Raw genomic sequence first — 15,974 nt, 5'->3', positions numbered from 1 at the left:
TTAAGAGGCGATGAGTCCTCTAATCACGTCCCTGTCGAAGCCCTTTTCCGCGATCACCACCAGCCGGCCGAGGCGCTCGCCGGCGGGCCACTTGCGATCGTAGTGATGCTGGACGCGGCTGCCGACGGCCTGCACCAGGAGCCGCATCGGCTTGCCGGCGATGTCGACAAAGCCCTTCATGCGCAGGATGTCGTGCGCGTCGGCGGCCTTCACCAGGCGATCGACCAGTTGCTGCGGCGAATCGAAGACCGGCAGGTCGACGATGAAGGTGTCGAAATCCTCGTGGTCGTGCTCGCCCTCGAGGTCGTGATGCGACGGGCGGCTCGCCAGGTCGGACTCGGCCTCGGCGCCCAGGCCGAGCAGGACCTTGATCGGCACCTTGCCGTTCTCGGTCTCCACGACCTTCACCGCCCGCGGCAGGGTCTTGGCGATCTCGCCGGCGACAGTGCGGCGCTCGTCCTGCGAGATCAGGTCGGCCTTGTTCAGGATCACCAGGTCGGCGCAGAGGAGCTGGTCCTCGAACACCTCTTCCAGCGGATTGTCGTGGTCGAGAGAGGAATCCTCGGCGCGTTGCCTGGCGACCGCTTCCGGATCGTCGGCAAAGCGGCCGGCGGCGACCGCCGCGCCATCGACCACGGCGATGACGCCGTCGACCGTCACGCGCGAGGCGATCTCGGGCCAGTTGAAGGCCTTCACCAGCGGCTTGGGCAGGGCCAGGCCCGATGTCTCGATGACGATGTGCTCGGGCGGCGACGGACGGTCCAGAAGGCTCTTCAGCGCCGGCACGAAATCGTCGGCGACGGTACAGCAGATGCAGCCGTTGGCCAGCTCGACGATGGCGTCCTCGGGGCAGCTCTCGATGCCGCAGCTCTTCAGGATCTCGCCGTCGATGCCGACATCGCCGAACTCGTTGACGATCACGGCGAGCCGGCGGCCGTCGGCATTCTCGAGCACGTGCCGCACCAGCGTCGTCTTGCCGGCTCCCAGGAAGCCGGTGACGATGGTGCAGGGGACCTTGGCAATGCTCATGACTGCTCCTGGGAAGGTGCCGCGGGTTTCACCGGCGGCACACGGGCGATGGTGTGTTTGCGGACATGCTCAGGCCGGTCGCGCCACTCCGGCACGCCCTGCTCGTGCGCCCGGTGCTGGCGGGCAAAATCGATGATGTCACCGGCATGCCGATCGGGATCGAGGTCGCCGATCACGTAGGTCCATTTGCCGGACCCCGACACGGCCGCGCTGCAGGCGCGCGGACAGTTCGACAGGCAGTTGGCTGGCACCACGTCGATGCTCTTGTCGCCGTCGGCGGCGAGCCGCCGCTCCACCTCGGCCAGCAGGCGCGCGCCCGGTCGAAGGTTGGCGGGCGCGTCGACCGGCGGCGTGCCGCGGCAGGTGACGCAGACATAAAGAATGGTTGTCGTCACGTCAGGCCCGCCGCCGAGGCAGCCGCGATGCCGCCCGCCAGCGCGACCAGCACGCCCGCGGCGGTGAGGCCGGCGGTGCGCATCGGCCAGCGCGCCAGCGCCCGCACGGCGGCATAGACACTGACGCCGATCGCGCTCTGCATGATCAGCAGGCCGAGGAGATAGGCGACCAGCGGCGAGGGCTCAGCGCCGACGATCGATTCGCCCAGCGCATAGCCATGCACCAGGCCGGCAACGGCGAACAGCAGCAGCGCCAGGCCCTGCCCCATCGACTGGCGCGCGATCACCAGCGCGCCGATCAATAGCGTCGTCAATCCAACGAACAATTCGCTCGCCGGCAGGTCGATCTTGCTGAGATGCAGGCCGACACCGGCGATGACAGCGACGCTGAACGCCAGAACGACGGCAGCACTGCGGCCGGCGATTGCGGCAAGGATGCCGACGCCGACGATGGCCGCGAGATGGTCGACGCCGATCACCGGATGGCCGAAGCCCGACAGCAGACCCTGGAGGAACGTCTCCGGCATCTTGCCGCCCATGACGTGATGGGCCCATGCCGGTTGCGCCGCCACGATCATGATGATCGCAAGCACGCCGAGCCTCTTGGACGAAAACACCATCGCTTCCTCCGTCGTCGCGAGCCCGAAGGCCCGAATGGATGCCGTCTCCGACGGAGCACCTTCATCCGGCCGAGCGGCCGGACGAAAAGCGTTGCCTCGACCCTCGCTGCGCCCCGCGCGACGGTTCGGATGCGGCGTTTGACGGCAGGTTTCCTGGCTCTCGGGTCCTCGCCTTTGGCCACCTTCCCGGTTTCCCAGTGGTATCCTGGCCATCGGCTTGCCGACTACAGTTGCGGGGGCAGCCGCGGATTGAGGCCGTATGGCCGGACCGCGTTCCCTTTTGAGCCCCGTGAGGGGCACCGTCGCCCGCTTGATACGGTTGGCGGAGAAGGCCCGTCAACGGGATTTCGGTTGCCTTCAGGGCTGCAGTATTGTGCCGGCATGACCGCAGAAACCGACGATGACGCCCGCCACAAGGCAAAAATGGCCAACCGCAAGGCTGTGCAGGATGCCGAGGTCGCGAAAAAGACCGCGGAGAAGGGCCTGCTGATCGTCCATACCGGCAAGGGCAAGGGCAAATCGACGGCGGCCTGGGGCCTGCTGCTGCGCGCCTTGGGCCGTGGGTTCAAGTGCGGAGTCGTGCAGTTCGGCAAGGGCGCCTGGCAGACCGGCGAGCGCGCCGCCCTGGAACGCTTCGGCGATCAGGTCGAATGGCACACGCTTGGTGAAGGTTTTACCTGGGAGACGCAGGATCGCGCGCGCGACGTCGCCGCCGCCGAGCGTGCCTGGGCAAAAGCGCGCGACCTGATGGCCAACCCCGCCATCCGCTTGGTCGTGCTCGACGAGCTCAACATCGCCCTGCGCTACGACCATCTTCCCATCGCCGACGTCGTGGCGGCGTTGAAGGCGCGTCGCGCCGACCAGCATGTCGTGGTCACCGGCCGCAACGCCAAGCCCGAGATGATCGAGGCGGCCGACCTGGTGACCGAGATGACGCTGGTGAAGCATCACTTCGCGGCCGGCGTGAAGGCGCAGGAGGGCATCGAGTTCTGATGACCGCCCGCGCCATCATGATCCAGGGCACGGGATCGGATGTCGGCAAGTCGTTGCTGGTCGCGGGGCTGGCGCGCGTTTTTACGCGGCGCGGTCTTCGTGTCCGGCCGTTCAAGCCGCAGAACATGTCGAACAATGCCGCAGTCACCGCCGACGGCGGCGAGATCGGCCGCGCCCAGGCGCTGCAGGCGCGCGCCGCCCGCGTGCCGCTCAGCGTCCACATGAACCCGGTGCTGTTGAAACCCCAGAGCGATGTCGGCGCCCAGGTCGTCGTGCAGGGCAAGATCCTGGGCAACGCCAAGGCGCGCGAATACCAGGGACTGAAGCCCAAGCTTCTAGGGGCGGTCCTCGACAGCTTCGGACGGCTCGCAAGCGACTGCGATCTCGTGCTGGTCGAGGGCGCGGGCTCCGCGTCAGAGGTCAACTTGCGCAAGAGCGACATCGCCAACATGGGCTTTGCGCGGGCGGCCGATGTGCCCGTCGTGCTGGTGGGCGACATCGACCGCGGCGGCGTGATCGCGAGCCTGGTGGGCACCAAGACCGTGATCGACGCGGCCGACGCCGACATGATCGTGGGCTTCATCGTCAATCGCTTCCGCGGCGATCCCACGCTGTTCGACGACGGCATGAAGACGGTGAGCGAACGCACCGGCTGGCCCGCGCTGGGCCTCGTCCCCTACTTCAACGGGGCGCATCGCCTGCCGGCCGAGGACGCGGTCGTCCTGCAGGACAAGAGGATGGGCGATGCCGACGGGCGGATTCGTGTCGCCGTGCTGGTCTACCCGCGCATCGCCAACTTCGACGACTTCGATCCGCTGAGACTCGATCCCGGCGTCGATCTCGTCTTCGTCGGCCCGCACCAGCCGGTGCCGGGCGATGCCCGCCTGGTCATCCTGCCCGGCTCGAAGTCGACCATTGCCGACCTCGCCTCGCTCAGGGAGTGGGGCTGGGACATCGACCTCAAGGCGCATCTGCGGCGCGGCGGCTTCGTGCTGGGCATCTGCGGCGGCTACCAGATGCTCGGCCGCACCATCGCCGATCCGCATGGCATCGAGGGACCGCCGCAGAAGGTCGACGGGCTCGGCCTGTTCGATGTCGACACCGTCCTGGAAGGCGACAAGGTCCTGGTCGAGGTGACCGGCGAGACCGTCGACGGCGCCGTGCCATTCAAGGGCTATGAGATGCATGTCGGCCGCAGCACCAGCGGGAGGGGCGGATCCCTTCGGCCATTGCTCAGCCTCGGCAGTGGCAAGACCGACGGTGCGGTGAGCGGCGATGGCCGTGTCGCCGGCTGCTACATCCACGGGCTACTGGCCGACGACCGGCAGCGGCAGCACTGGCTAAAACTCATCGGCGGACGCGCCGCGGGCTTCGACTATGAAGCCGATGTCGACATCACACTCGACCTGCTCGCCGACCATCTCGAGAAGCACATCGATTGCGACCGCCTGCTCGCGCTGGCGCGCGAACCGAAGATCGGCGCGTGAAGCAGGCCGGCCACATCGCTGCCAGCCTCCTCAGCGTCGTGCTGGCGCATCACGCCGCGCTACTTCCCCACGAATATGCCCACTCCTTCATGGCCTGGGCACTTGGCTACAAGAGCGACCCGTTGGTGATCCACTGGGGCGTCCGTCGCGTCACCGACGTCATACTCCTGATCGACATCGACCAGCGTGTCGACTACGCCGCCATGTACGCCCGTGGTGACGGGTTCGCTGCGGTGCTGGTCGGCTTCGCGGGCCCTGGCCTCGCCAACGGCGCGCTCTATCTGGTGTCGCTCTGGCTGCTGCAGCGTCCGCGCGTGCGTAGCAGCACCCTGCTCTTCACGTTCGTGTTCTGGTTCAACTTCATGAACCTCGGCAACTTCTTCGACTATGTGCCGATCCGCACCTTTGCCCCTACCGGCGACATGGCCGATATCGCCCGAGGGCTCGGCGTCTCGCCCTGGGTCGTCCTGATCGTGCTGGGTATCCCGACCGCGACCGCCATGTGGTTCTTCTTCGCGCGCACCCTGCCCATGGCGCTCGGCCGGATAACGGCGTCGTCCTCCGAGCGTGGAATGATCGTCACGGTCTCTGTCGCCATCATGTTCGGCTATTTCGGACTTTCCGGCATCGAAGGCTACGGCAGGACCTCCCACATCCTCTCGCTGCTGTCGCTCTGCCTCATCCCGGTCATGCTGATCCTGTGCTGGCCGACGCGGCGCTGGATGCGGGCCAGGATCGAGGCCGCCTGGTGACTTTGGTGCATGCACTGCCGCCAGAGGTGCGAGAGGTTTCTGAGGTTCCTGAGGTTTCCGAGAGAGAGCCTAGTGCCTTTTTGATATCGCACCTCCTATCTGTTGTGCCTCATTCTGGGGAGAGTGGCCCGTCCGGATGCAAGCGAGCGGACGGACCGCGCGGTGTCAGCCGGCCTGTTGGGTCTCGGATCAAACGATGCATAGAACGGGAGCGCCGGAAAGCGACGCAACAGACAGACAATATAACTACAGTGCTGTTCCGTCAAGCACTGTGGTCAGCATTTGCCAGTTTCGTTTTCGCGAGTTTTTGCGTGCCGTAGGGGGTCTGACGCGCAATAACGCCGCGCCTTGTGTCGCCGGACGCGAGTGCCAGCAGTGCTTTCACGCGATCACTTCGTCGCGATCCTAAGACCGAACACCATCAGGGCAAGCACCGCGACCTGCAGGCCGCAGGCCGTGCGGTAGAGCATGAGCGCGCGGCGGATATCCTTCGCCGTGAGGTCGCTCTTGCCCTCGCCCACCCAGCGCTCTTCCACGCGCACACCGTCGTACACGCGCGGACCCGACAGCCGGATACCGAGCGCGCCTGCCATCGCCGCCTCGGGCCAGCCGGCATTGGGCGAGCGGTGGTGGCCGGCGTCGCGCCCGATCGTCCGGAACGCGCCGGCGGGCGAGAAGCCAAGGGGCACGGCGGCCAGCACCAGCCACAGCGCCGACAGGCGCGAGGCCGGCAGGTTCACCAGGTCGTCGCAGCGCGCCGAGGCCCAGCCGAACGCCTGATGGCGTTCGGTCTTGTGGCCGATCATGCTGTCGGCTGTGTTGATCGCCTTGTAGGCGAGCGCGCCCGGCAGGCCCAACACCACCATCCAGAACAAGGGCGCCACCACGCCGTCGGAGAAGTTCTCGGCCAGGCTCTCGATCGCCGCTCGGCAGACGGCGGCTTCATCAAGGTTCTCGGTCTCGCGGCCGACGATATGCGCCACGGCCGTGCGGCCACCGGCCAGGCCTTCCGTCTCGAGGCCCTTGGCGACGGCCATCACATGCGTGTCGAGGCTGCGCTGCGCCAGCAGCGTGCTTGCCAGCACGCCGCACAGGATGAGTGCAATCAGGCTTGGGAACAGACGTTCTAGAAGAGCCATGATGGCCAAGCCGACTAGCAGCGAGACCACCAGCAGCAACAGCAGCGTCACCACGCCGTAGAGCCGCCGCTCGCGCGGCGATCGCGCCGCTGAATTCCAGGTGTCGTCGCACCATGTTATGAGGCGGCCGATCCAGGTTACGGGATGGCCGATCAGGCGATAGACGGCGTCGGGATAGCCGACCATCGCTTCGGTCGCGATGGCAACGAGGGCGAGGTCGGCGAACATGCAGGATGTGCCTAACACAGGCGTGTTGACCGGCAAACCGATCGCCCACGGCGGCGACCTCGGCGAGGTGCGTCGACGCCATCCCGACGCACCGCAGCCGTGGATCGACCTCTCGACCGGCATCAATCCCGTGCCCTATCCCGTCATCGAGCAGCCCGCCGACGTCTGGTCGCGCCTGCCGTCGCGCGAAGCCGAGCAGGCGCTGATCGCCGCTGCCGCCGCGCGTTATCGCTGTGCGCCCGGCCAGCTCGTTGCCGCCCCGGGCACGCAGGCGCTGATCCAGATCCTGCCGCGGCTGGTGCCGCGCTCACGCGTCGCCATCGTCGGGCCGACCTATGCCGAGCACGAACACAACTGGCGCCGGCACGGCCATGACGTGGCTGTCGTGACAACTCTCGAGGCGGCGGACGCCGACGTCGTGGTCGTGGTCAATCCCGACAATCCGACCGGCCGAATTTTGCCGACGCAGGCATTGCGCGGTGTCACAGCGCGGCTACTGGTGGTCGACGAGGCCTTCATCGACCTGCTGCCCGGCGAGGCAAGCCTTGCCGGCAACCTGCCGGGCAACGCCGTCGTGTTACGCTCCTTCGGCAAGACCTATGGTCTGGCGGGGCTGCGTCTGGGCTTCGCCGTCGCCCACGAGGCGCTCGCCCGGCAATTGCGCGATGAGCTGGGACCGTGGGCGGTGGCCGGCCCTGCCCTCACGATCGGTGCGGCCGCATTGGCTGACGATGCATGGCTGCAGGCGGCGGCAACCCGCCTCGCGGACGATGCGCACAGGCTCGATGCGTTGCTGGCCTCGGCCGGCTTCACGATCCTGGGCGGCACGACCTTGTTCAGGCTGGCGAGCCATCCCAAGGCGCATGACAAGGTCGAAGATCTTGCGCGACAGGGCATCCATGTCCGCGCCTTCGGCCATCAACCGACATGGCTGCGGTTCGGCCTGCCGGCCGGCGACGGGGAGTTCCGCCGCCTGTCAGCGGCGCTTCAGGTGCCGCAGAAGGTGCGATAGCCGCCCTGGTCGGTCGGCGCCGGCTCGGCATAGTCGGCGAATTCCGCACGCTCCTCGAACGGCCGGGCCAGCACCGCCACAAATTCCTCGAACGGGCCGTAGTCGTCGTGCTCGATCGCCGCGGCCAGCACCGCCTCGACGCGATGATTGCGCGGGATGTAGACCGGGTTGACCGACTGCATCGCGGCGCGACGTGCATCGGCATCCTGCGGCTCACGCGCCAGGCGCTCACGCCAGCGCGACGCCCAGGCGTCGTACCTGGCCGGCTCGGCAAACAGCGGCCGCACCTTGTCATCGCTTTGCGGATCGAGCGCGCGGAACGTCTTGGTGAAGTCGGCCTGCGCCTCGGCCATCGCATCCAGCAGCTCCTGCGCGAGTGCACCGTCACCGTCTTCCTCGGTGAGGAGGCCGAGCTTGCGCCGCATGCCGGCCATCAGCGCCGCGCCGTAGCGGCCCTGGAAGGTGGCCAGGACTTCGTTGGCGATGGCCAGCGCCCTGTCGGCGTCGTCGTCGAGCAGTGGCAACAGGGTCTCGCCAAAACGAGCCAGGTTCCAATGGCAGATGCGCGGCTGGTTGACGTAAGCGTAGCGGCCGCCGTGGTCGATCGAGCTGAACACCGTGTCGGGCTTGTAGGTGTCCATGAAGGCGCAGGGGCCGTAATCGATGGTCTCGCCCGCGATCGAGCAGTTGTCGGTGTTCATGACGCCGTGGATGAAGCCCACCAGCATCCAGCGCGCCACCAGTTCGGCCTGGCGCGCGATCACGCGATCGAACAGCGCGCGATAGGGATTGGCCTCGTCGCGTGCATCAGGATAGTGCCGCGCGATCACGTGGTCGGCGAGCAGGCGCAGCGCCTCGCCGTCGCCGCGCGCGGCGAAGAACTGGAAGGTGCCGACACGGATGTGGCTTGTCGCGACGCGCGTCAGCACGGCGCCCGGCAGCACGGTCTCGCGCATCACCGGCTGGCCGGTGGCGACTGCCGCGAGCGAGCGCGTGGTCGGGATGCCGAGGGCGGCCATCGCTTCGCTGACGATGTATTCGCGCAGCACCGGACCCAGTGCCGCGCGGCCGTCACCGCGGCGCGAGAACGGCGTGGGGCCCGAGCCCTTGAGCTGGATGTCGCGCCGCACGCCCAGGCGATCGACGACTTCGCCCAGCAGGATGGCGCGGCCGTCGCCGAGCTGCGGCACGAAATTGCCGAACTGATGGCCGGCATAGGCGAGCGCGATCGGCTGGGAGCCGAGGGCGATGCGGTTGCCGGCCAGGACGTCTACGGCCTGCGGCGTCGCCAGCATCTCAGGCTCGAGGCCGAGCTCGCGAGCCAGCGCCTCGTTCAGCCTGAGCAGGCGCGGTGCCGGAACCGGCGTCGGATCGAGCCGGGCATAGAAACGCTCCGGCAGCCGGGCATAGCTGTTGTCGAAGGCGAAGACCGGCCCCCCGCTGGATGGCGGCGCCTCGCGCAGGAAGGTCAGACCCGTGTCGTTCGCCATGCTTGCTTCCCTAATCGTCGTAGCTCGCCGTCGTCATGCCCGTCATGCGGTCGTAGACCAGCTTGATCTTGCTCAGCGTGCAAAGGTTGAGGTTGCGCCACACCGCCGGCTGCCCGCCGTCGGCGAAACCGACCTGCAGGTCGGCCTGGCAGTAGGTCGTCGGCGCGTTGAACGTCACCTGCCGACGCTCGCCCGCCTTGATCGGCGGCGGACGCAGCACATTGGGCGTCCAGAAATTGAAGTCGGTCTCGGACACTGCCAACTGGCTGATCGGATACGCCGTGCCGTTGATCAGCAGGAAGCTGGTCTCCTGCGCCGCCACCTCGCCTCCGGCAAGCGAAAGGACGACGGCCAACAATTTACGCAACATGAAACGGCTTCTCCGAGCAGGAAAAACGCATCTTATCGTCGCTTTGCACACCCGCTCAAGGTAGAGGTGGGATCGATGATGAGCTTTGCAAGGACAGCGCAGGGCCTTGCGATCGCCGCCCTGATCGCGGCGGTGCAACCAGTTGGGTCGGCCGAGGCGCAGACCGACGATAACCGCCGCAGCGGCGGCTCTTTTTATGCCGGCGCCCATGTCGGTTACATGTTCGGCACCGCCACGGCCACGCTCGCCGACCCGACCGGCATCAGCTCGCAGAGCGCCACCAACCCCTACGGCGCGCTGTTTGGCGGCGTGCAGGCGGGCTGGGAATATGTCTTCCCCTCGCGGCTGATGCTGGGCATCGAGGCCGACTTCTCGTTCCCCAACTACGAGGATGCCTCGAAGGTCCTGTCCTACCGCGCCACGCCGACCGGCTATGCCAGCGAGGAATACGAGTGGCTGGCATCGCTGCGCGGGCGGGTCGGTTACGACATCGGCGCCTGGACGCCCTACCTCACGGGCGGCCTCGCCTGGATGAGCACGCGCTACTCGCGCATCGACCTCACGACCGGCAACGAGGACGCCAACCCGTCCAACATCCGCGTCGGCTGGACGGCGGGCGCCGGCCTGGATTATCGGCTCGATTCGCGCTGGTCGGCGCGCGCCGAGTACCTGTACACCAACTTCAACCTCTCGGGCTTCGTCTTCGGCTCGGCGCCGGCGCGCTACGACACCCAGTACAACTTGCACCGTGTCCGCTTCGGCCTGAACTACCGCTTCGGTGAGGTCGAGGAGAAGAAGAGCAAGCAGAACGATCGCGGACCGGGCAGCTTCGAGGTCGGCGGCCAGACCGTGTTCGTCTACCAAGGCTACCCGCCGATCCGCGCCGCCTATGACGGCCCGCAAAGCCTGCCGTCGTCCGGCCAGAGCCGCGAGACCTGGGCGATGTCGGGCTTCCTCGGCGTGAGGCTCTGGGAGGGCGGCGAGCTCTACTACAATCCCGAGACCCTGCAGGGTTACGGCGTGGCGCTGACCACGGGCGCCGCGGGCTTCCCCAACGGCGAGGCGCAGCGCGCTTACCCCTACCCGCGCTACAACACCTCGCGCCTGTACGTGCGCCAGACTTTCGGCTTGGGCGGCGAGCGCGAGAAGGTGGAAAGCGATCTCGGCCAGCTCGCCGGCGAGCGTGACATCTCGCGCATCACCGTCCAGGCCGGCAAGTTCGCCGTGCAGGACTTCTTCGACAACAACAAGTACGCCAACGACCCGCGCGTCGATTTCCTCAACTGGGCAGTGTGGTCGGCGGCTGCGTTCGACTATCCAGCCGACAGCGTCGGCTTCACCTGGGGCATCACCGCCGAGCTCAACCAGCCGAGCTGGGCGGTTCGCGCCGGCTATTTCCTGGTCGCCAACCAGCCCGACACCAACGTCTATGACCTCGCCCTGATCTCGCGCAACGGTTTTGTCGGCGAGCTGGAGATGCGCTACCAGCCATTCGACCAGCCTGGCACGACGCGGCTCGGCGTCTGGATGACCAGCGCCTTCGCCGGCTCCTACGCCGACGCCGTGGCGCTCACCAATGCCACCCCCTCTCTCGATCCCAACACCGCCATTGCCCTGACGCGGCAGACGCGGACCAAGTACGGTCTCTATCTCAGCATCGACCAGCAGCTCAGCGACGACGTCGGCGCCTTTTTCCGCTTCAGCTGGAACGACGGCCGCAGCGAGATCCTGGCCTTCACCGACATCGACGCCAGCGTCTCAGGCGGCTTGTCGATCAAGGGCAACTCCTGGAACCGGCCGGACGATACGATCGGGATCGGCGGCGCCATCAATTCGATCTCGTCCAGCCATGCCAACTACCTGGCGGTGGGCGGCCTCGGCCAGACAGTGGGTGACGGCGCTCTCACCTATGCCTCGGAGTTCGTTGCCGAGGCCTACTACTCGCTGAAGCTCGCCAAGGGCGTTTTCGTCACGGCCGACTACCAGTACCTGGGCAACCCTGCCTACAATGCGGTCCGCGGCCCGGCGCATTTCTTCAGCGGCCGGCTGATGGCCAAATTCTAGAGGCGCCCGTCATGACGACTCTCCTGGTCAGCCATCCGTCCTTTCTCGAGCACGATACCGGCCCCTACCATCCCGAACGGCCCGACCGATTGCGCGCCGTGCTGGCGGCGCTCGACGATCCGGCCTTCGCCGAGCTGGCGCGCGTGCCGGCCCCCCTCGCTTCGCTCGAGGAACTGACGCGCGTGCATCCGCAGGACTATGTCGAGGCGATCCTCGGCGTCCGGCCCGGCCCCGGCGAGCACGTCCATATCGACGGCGACACGGTGATGAGCCAGGGCAGCGCCGAGGCCGTGCAGCGCGCAGCCGGCGCGGCCGTGACCTGCGTCGACGCCGTGATGCAGGGCCAGGCGCGCACCGCCTTCGCCGCGGTCCGTCCGCCCGGCCATCACGCCTCGCCCGCCATCCCCGGCGGCTTCTGCCTGTTCAACAATGTCGCGGTAGCGGCCCGCCATGCGCAGGCGCGCTACGGCATCGAGCGCGTCGCCATCCTCGACTTCGACGTCCATCACGGCCAGGGCACGCAGGCCGTGGTCGAGCCCGACCGCAACCTCTTCTACGCCTCGACGCACCAGTCCCCGCTCTATCCCGGTACCGGCTCACCGCGCGAGCATGGCATCGCCAACAACGTGATCAACGTGCCGCTGCCGGCCGGCGCCGGCAGCAAGGAGTTCCGCGCCGCCTGGGCCGAGCGCATCCTGCTCGCGCTGAACGGCTTCGCGCCGGAGCTGGTCATCATCTCGGCGGGCTTCGACGCTCATGCCGCCGATCCGCTGGCTCAGCTCGAGGTCGAGACCGAGGATTTCATCTGGCTGACGGAGGAATTCCTCGCCATCGCCGACCGCCACAGCGAAGGCCGCGTGGTCTCCGTCCTCGAAGGCGGCTACGACCTCGGTGCACTGGCGGAGTCGGTCGCCACGCACGTGCAGACGTTGATGCAGGATTAACTCTTCTGGAAGCGCGGGCCTCTGGCCCGCTCATGATGCGGGCCAGAGGCCCGCGCTCCCTTGAAGACGCCCTAAGCCTCCGGGATCGACCGGTCGATCTGCCAGGTCGCCGCCGACACGTTGGGCTCGAGGCTGAGGCGGCCGACGATCTGCTCGAGGGCCGCGTCGTTGCGCTTGGCGGCGACCGCCTGCGCGGTGACGGTCACCTTGGACGTGTCGGGTATGTCCTCGCTTTCAAGGCGACGCAGGCCGAGCCCGGCCTGGGACAGCGCGTGCAGCAGGAGCGAGCGCATATGCGCTTCCTCGGCACCGCGGCAGGCGATCTCCACGGTGTAGTGCGTCTCGACGTTAGTGCTGGTCATCAGGCGATTGTTGAGTCGCCGTATCAGCGGTCGCAGGAAAAGATTAGTGGCGATCACGAAGGCGGCAGCGAGCAGGCAGGGACCAAGCAGCCCCGCGCCCGCCAGCGAGCCCACCATGGCCGAGCACCAGAGCGTGGCGGCGGTGTTGAGCCCATGCACGTTGATGCCTTCGCGCAGGATGACGCCAGCCCCCAGGAAGCCGATGCCGGTCACCACCTGGGCGGCAATGCGCGTCGGATCGCCGGCGCCGACCAGGCCGGAGAAGACGACGAATCCCGAGGCGCCCAGGGCAACCAGCGCATTGGTCCGCAGCCCGGCCATCTTCTGGTTCCACTGGCGCTCGATGCCGATCGCCGAGCCGAGCAGCAGCGCCACCGCGAGGCGCAAGGCGGAATCCCCAAGGCTCGCCAAGTCGAGATGCATGCTGCCTCGTTAGCCTTCTCGACGTTACAGGATGATGAAGGTCAGAAGCTCATGCGCAGCCGTCCGCTGAACACATTCACCGGACCGCGCACGATGTTGTAGGCGGGATTGCCGAGAAACTGGTAGTCCGCCGTCGCCACGATGCCCTTGGCGAGCTGGAAGGCATAGTAGGCTTCGAACACATTCTCGGAGGCGTAGCTCAAGGCGCCGTCACCGACCAGCGGACCCAGGCCGCCGGCCGCCAGATAGGCACTGTGGTCACCGGAGATGTTGTTCCAGGCGCCCGCGATGCCGACGCGATCATCCGGCCGACCCCACAGTGTGCCCTTGATCTGCACGCCGAGCGACAGGCTGGTGTCGATGTCGGTGAAGGACATGATCTCGTTGCGGCCGTCGTTCCAGCTGAAGCGACCGAACAGGCCCACTGAGTCGGAGAGCGCCTGTTCGAAGTTGAGGTAGAGGCCGTACTTGGTGCGACCCTGGCGCGTCCAAGGGATCGTATCGTTGGCGTTGAGGCCCAGGTCCGGATTGGCGAGCACCGTGGCCTGGTTGTAGGAGCCGGCGTAGACGCTGTTCAGCCACGTCCCCAGCCGAAACGCGCCCTCCTGACCGAACGGCCTGTAGCGCATCTCCAGCTCGCCGACGTAACCGCCGCGCACGAACAGCGCCGTGTCGAGCGTGTTGGCATTGGATTCGAAGGGCACCAGAAAGTAGCCGGCACGCACCGACCAATCCTTGCGATTCAGCTCGGCGGTGAGGCCCCAGGTGAGTCCCAGCCGGTCCGCCGGATAGTCGAAGGCGCCCGCCGCCCAGATCGACCAGTTGAGGAAGTCGATGCGCGGGTCGTTGGCGTAGGCGTTGGTATCGAATATGTCCTTCACCGAGTACTTGCCGAACTGCAGCGTGACGCGATTGATGTCCTTCACGCCCGAGAGCTGGCCATAGTCGCTGTCGACCGTCTCGGTCTCGCCGACCAGCCCGATCTCCTGCCGCAGGAACAGGCGCGAGACATTGAAGCGCGGATAGGGGAAGTTCGACTTCTGCGCCTCGCCGTTGGGATAGCCTGCCGCGCCCACGGTGTTGGCCACGCCGAATCCCTGCAGGAATTCGGGATTGAAATAGAGCTCGCCGCCCTGCCACAGCCGCACGCCGAGGAAGCCCGACACCGTCCAGGTCTCGCGGCTCTGGCCCTCCGGCGGCAGGCTGTTGGTTCCACTATAGAGGGCGTAGATCGGCGGATAGCCCTGATAGATGAACGTGGTCTGGCCATGGATTTCCCAGCTGCCAGGACCACGATCGTCGGCCTTCGCTTTTTTCTCGTCCTCGACGCCGAACTTGTAGTTCAGGCCGACGCGGAACTGGTTCAGGCTGTATTGCGAATCGTAGCGCGCGGGCGCCGAGCCGAACACAAAGCCGCTGAGGCCGAGGTTGGTGTAGAGGTACTCGAAGCGGGTGGTCCAGCGCGGATCGAGGCGGTAGTCGAGGCCGCCGCCCACCGTCCAGCCCACGCGGATGTTGCCGGGGCTTGCATCCTCGTTGCCCGTCGTGAGGTCGGTGCGCGAGTAGCGCGTGCTCGCCCAGGCGATGCCGCCCGTCACGAACGGAGTCCACGATCCCATGTCATAGCCGGCACGACCGCGCAGACTCGCGAGGTACTCGAGCTGTTCGTTGGCCGTGCCGGTGCCGGTCGCGCGATACGACAGCACGTTGGCGAGGTCGCTGTAGTTCGGAAACGACATGTCGAGCTCGAGCCCCAGCATCAGGCGCGAGGCGAAGTGCTGCTCGTAGCCTGCGTGCACGCCGCCGTAGAGCGTGCCGTACGGGGTGGTGCCGCCGGCCGACTGAATCCCGATGGGGTCGGCCAAGGTCGCCGTGCCGTTGCCGAACAGGTAGCCCATGTGACCGCCGAAGTAGAAGCCGGAGCGGCCTGGTTCCTGCGCCAAGACTGGTGCGGACGACAGCAGCAACGTGGCCAGTGCCCCTGCACCAGCCACATTCCAGACCCGGCCCCCGGCCCCGATCGATCTCAGTCTGTTCATTGTCATTCCCGATTTCATCTGCCGCATGTCAGGCTCGGCCGCCGGCTCAGGATCGATGTTCGTTGTTGTCGGTTACAGCACCATGCCAGGGAACGTACGGCAACGACGCCACGCGCCGCCAGACGCAGGTCAGGCGGCCAGCGGCGTCCCGCCGCCAGCAGCAAGCAAGGATCGTGCGCGCCGACTTCGGGCATAGACGGGCAACCTTGCATCGCCGGGCGGAGCTTGTGGACCGCATTCATCTGCGCCTCTCGCCGAACGAGGTCGACAATCGGCGTGGACGGCGTCCATATACCCCCCTCCAGGATAGGATCAAGCCAATATGACGACGACACCGCAGAAGGAAAAGGAGAAGCGCAAGCTGCTGATGCGCGTGCGGCGCATTCGCGGCCAGCTCGACGCCGTCGAGCGGCGCATCGAGGAGGATGCAAGCTGCTCGTCAGTCCTGCAGCAAGCCGCGGCGTGTCGTGGGGCGCTCGACGGCTTCATCGCCGAAGTGATCGAGGACCATATTCTCGAACATTTCGTCGATTCGTCGGGCCGGCATGATGCCCGCACGCAGGCGGCCGAGGAACTGGTCGAGATCGTCCATTCCTATTTCAAGTGACAGTCTTGCCGGACCGCGGG

The 15,974-nt window shown here is 66.9% G+C and carries 15 protein-coding genes and 1 riboswitch; of the genes, 7 read left to right on the top strand and 8 right to left on the bottom strand.

All coding sequences use genetic code 11. The features are described 5' to 3' along the window. The 3 genes from cobW to RSO01_RS41870 are packed head-to-tail and all read right to left on the bottom strand — an operon-like array spanning position 1 to position 2,044. Positions 1 to 1,029 carry a cobalamin biosynthesis protein CobW gene (gene cobW / locus RSO01_RS41880; RefSeq protein ID WP_147156554.1) on the bottom strand — a complete coding sequence of 343 codons (1,029 nt, stop codon included), beginning with the start codon at positions 1,027 to 1,029 and terminating at the stop codon, positions 1 to 3. After that, positions 1,026 to 1,424, bottom strand: coding sequence for a DUF1636 family protein (locus RSO01_RS41875; RefSeq protein WP_147156553.1), 399 nt, complete (start codon positions 1,422 to 1,424; stop codon positions 1,026 to 1,028). The genes cobW and RSO01_RS41875 overlap by 4 nt, the downstream gene beginning before the upstream one ends. Beyond that, positions 1,421 to 2,044, bottom strand: a complete 624-nt coding sequence (locus tag RSO01_RS41870; RefSeq protein WP_147156552.1) for a HupE/UreJ family protein — start codon at positions 2,042 to 2,044, stop codon at positions 1,421 to 1,423. The genes RSO01_RS41875 and RSO01_RS41870 overlap by 4 nt, the downstream gene beginning before the upstream one ends. 126 nt (positions 2,045 to 2,170) lie before the next feature. Continuing rightward, positions 2,171 to 2,363, bottom strand: a riboswitch (cobalamin riboswitch). A gap of 62 nt (positions 2,364 to 2,425) precedes the next feature. Here RSO01_RS41870 and cobO point away from each other — a divergent pair. The 3 genes from cobO to RSO01_RS41855 are packed head-to-tail and all read left to right on the top strand — an operon-like array spanning position 2,426 to position 5,276. Continuing rightward, complete coding sequence (gene cobO, locus RSO01_RS41865) at positions 2,426 to 3,037, top strand: cob(I)yrinic acid a,c-diamide adenosyltransferase (RefSeq protein WP_147156551.1); 612 nt, start codon at positions 2,426 to 2,428, stop codon at positions 3,035 to 3,037. Next, the gene (locus RSO01_RS41860; protein ID WP_174825992.1) at positions 3,037 to 4,524 is read left to right on the top strand and encodes a cobyric acid synthase; all 1,488 of its coding nucleotides are present in this window, start codon (positions 3,037 to 3,039) and stop codon (positions 4,522 to 4,524) included. Before cobO ends, RSO01_RS41860 begins: the two co-directional genes overlap by 1 nt. Further along, a complete protein-coding gene (locus RSO01_RS41855) occupies positions 4,521 to 5,276 on the top strand; it encodes a hypothetical protein (protein ID WP_147156550.1) in 756 nt (251 codons plus the stop codon). Before RSO01_RS41860 ends, RSO01_RS41855 begins: the two co-directional genes overlap by 4 nt. A gap of 389 nt (positions 5,277 to 5,665) precedes the next feature. Here RSO01_RS41855 and cbiB read toward each other — a convergent pair whose 3' ends face one another. Next, positions 5,666 to 6,643, bottom strand: coding sequence for an adenosylcobinamide-phosphate synthase CbiB (cbiB, locus tag RSO01_RS41850; RefSeq protein ID WP_147156549.1), 978 nt, complete (start codon positions 6,641 to 6,643; stop codon positions 5,666 to 5,668). A 22-nt stretch (positions 6,644 to 6,665) separates the two neighbouring features. Between cbiB and cobD the strand changes: the two genes are divergently transcribed. Next, on the top strand, positions 6,666 to 7,655 hold the full coding sequence (gene cobD, locus RSO01_RS41845; RefSeq protein ID WP_308933121.1) for a threonine-phosphate decarboxylase CobD: 990 nt from the start codon (positions 6,666 to 6,668) through the stop codon (positions 7,653 to 7,655). Here the strand turns inward: cobD and RSO01_RS41840 are convergent. Next, positions 7,631 to 9,145 (bottom strand): protein adenylyltransferase SelO, encoded by a 1,515-nt coding sequence (locus RSO01_RS41840; RefSeq protein WP_147156547.1) that lies wholly within the window; start codon positions 9,143 to 9,145, stop codon positions 7,631 to 7,633. The two genes, cobD and RSO01_RS41840, sit on opposite strands and share 25 nt — an antisense overlap. A 10-nt stretch (positions 9,146 to 9,155) precedes the next feature. Further along, positions 9,156 to 9,515 (bottom strand): hypothetical protein, encoded by a 360-nt coding sequence (locus tag RSO01_RS41835; RefSeq protein ID WP_147156546.1) that lies wholly within the window; start codon positions 9,513 to 9,515, stop codon positions 9,156 to 9,158. 75 nt (positions 9,516 to 9,590) lie between these two features. Between RSO01_RS41835 and RSO01_RS41830 the strand changes: the two genes are divergently transcribed. Together RSO01_RS41830 and RSO01_RS41825 are read left to right on the top strand one after the other, a co-directional pair. Beyond that, positions 9,591 to 11,579 carry a carbohydrate porin gene (locus tag RSO01_RS41830; RefSeq protein ID WP_246159178.1) on the top strand — a complete coding sequence of 663 codons (1,989 nt, stop codon included), beginning with the start codon at positions 9,591 to 9,593 and terminating at the stop codon, positions 11,577 to 11,579. Positions 11,580 to 11,590: 11 nt separating this feature from the next. Beyond that, the gene (locus tag RSO01_RS41825) at positions 11,591 to 12,523 is read left to right on the top strand and encodes a histone deacetylase family protein (protein WP_147156545.1); all 933 of its coding nucleotides are present in this window, start codon (positions 11,591 to 11,593) and stop codon (positions 12,521 to 12,523) included. A gap of 71 nt (positions 12,524 to 12,594) precedes the next feature. Here the strand turns inward: RSO01_RS41825 and RSO01_RS41820 are convergent, their stop codons facing one another. Further along, positions 12,595 to 13,308: an MgtC/SapB family protein gene (locus RSO01_RS41820; RefSeq protein ID WP_147156544.1), complete on the bottom strand. Its 714-nt coding sequence runs from the start codon at positions 13,306 to 13,308 to the stop codon at positions 12,595 to 12,597. Positions 13,309 to 13,349: 41 nt separating this feature from the next. Beyond that, the gene (locus RSO01_RS41815) at positions 13,350 to 15,347 is read right to left on the bottom strand and encodes a carbohydrate porin (RefSeq protein ID WP_147156543.1); all 1,998 of its coding nucleotides are present in this window, start codon (positions 15,345 to 15,347) and stop codon (positions 13,350 to 13,352) included. A gap of 322 nt (positions 15,348 to 15,669) precedes the next feature. Here RSO01_RS41815 and RSO01_RS41810 point away from each other — a divergent pair, with 322 nt between their 5' ends. Next, on the top strand, positions 15,670 to 15,954 hold the full coding sequence (locus RSO01_RS41810; protein ID WP_147156542.1) for a metal/formaldehyde-sensitive transcriptional repressor: 285 nt from the start codon (positions 15,670 to 15,672) through the stop codon (positions 15,952 to 15,954). Positions 15,955 to 15,974 lie beyond the last annotated feature (20 nt).

Source organism: Reyranella soli (assembly GCF_007992495.1).
GTDB lineage: Bacteria > Pseudomonadota > Alphaproteobacteria > Reyranellales > Reyranellaceae > Reyranella > Reyranella soli.
The sequence above is the reverse complement of the archived record's forward strand: the minus strand, read 5'-3'. Positions and strand labels throughout refer to the sequence as shown.

Excerpts from the sequence above, each read along its gene's own strand:
- cobO (WP_147156551.1), top strand. The coding sequence starts at position 2,426 with ATGACCGCAGAAACCGACGATGACGCCCGCCACAAGGCAAAAATGGCC.
- RSO01_RS41815 (WP_147156543.1), bottom strand. The coding sequence starts at position 15,347 with ATGAACAGACTGAGATCGATCGGGGCCGGGGGCCGGGTCTGGAATGTG.
- RSO01_RS41810 (WP_147156542.1), top strand. The coding sequence starts at position 15,670 with ATGACGACGACACCGCAGAAGGAAAAGGAGAAGCGCAAGCTGCTGATG.
- RSO01_RS41835 (WP_147156546.1), bottom strand. The coding sequence starts at position 9,515 with ATGTTGCGTAAATTGTTGGCCGTCGTCCTTTCGCTTGCCGGAGGCGAG.
- cobW (WP_147156554.1), bottom strand. The coding sequence starts at position 1,029 with ATGAGCATTGCCAAGGTCCCCTGCACCATCGTCACCGGCTTCCTGGGA.
- RSO01_RS41820 (WP_147156544.1), bottom strand. The coding sequence starts at position 13,308 with ATGCATCTCGACTTGGCGAGCCTTGGGGATTCCGCCTTGCGCCTCGCG.
- RSO01_RS41870 (WP_147156552.1), bottom strand. The coding sequence starts at position 2,044 with ATGGTGTTTTCGTCCAAGAGGCTCGGCGTGCTTGCGATCATCATGATC.
- RSO01_RS41840 (WP_147156547.1), bottom strand. The coding sequence starts at position 9,145 with ATGGCGAACGACACGGGTCTGACCTTCCTGCGCGAGGCGCCGCCATCC.
- cbiB (WP_147156549.1), bottom strand. The coding sequence starts at position 6,643 with ATGTTCGCCGACCTCGCCCTCGTTGCCATCGCGACCGAAGCGATGGTC.
- RSO01_RS41860 (WP_174825992.1), top strand. The coding sequence starts at position 3,037 with ATGACCGCCCGCGCCATCATGATCCAGGGCACGGGATCGGATGTCGGC.
- RSO01_RS41830 (WP_246159178.1), top strand. The coding sequence starts at position 9,591 with ATGATGAGCTTTGCAAGGACAGCGCAGGGCCTTGCGATCGCCGCCCTG.
- RSO01_RS41825 (WP_147156545.1), top strand. The coding sequence starts at position 11,591 with ATGACGACTCTCCTGGTCAGCCATCCGTCCTTTCTCGAGCACGATACC.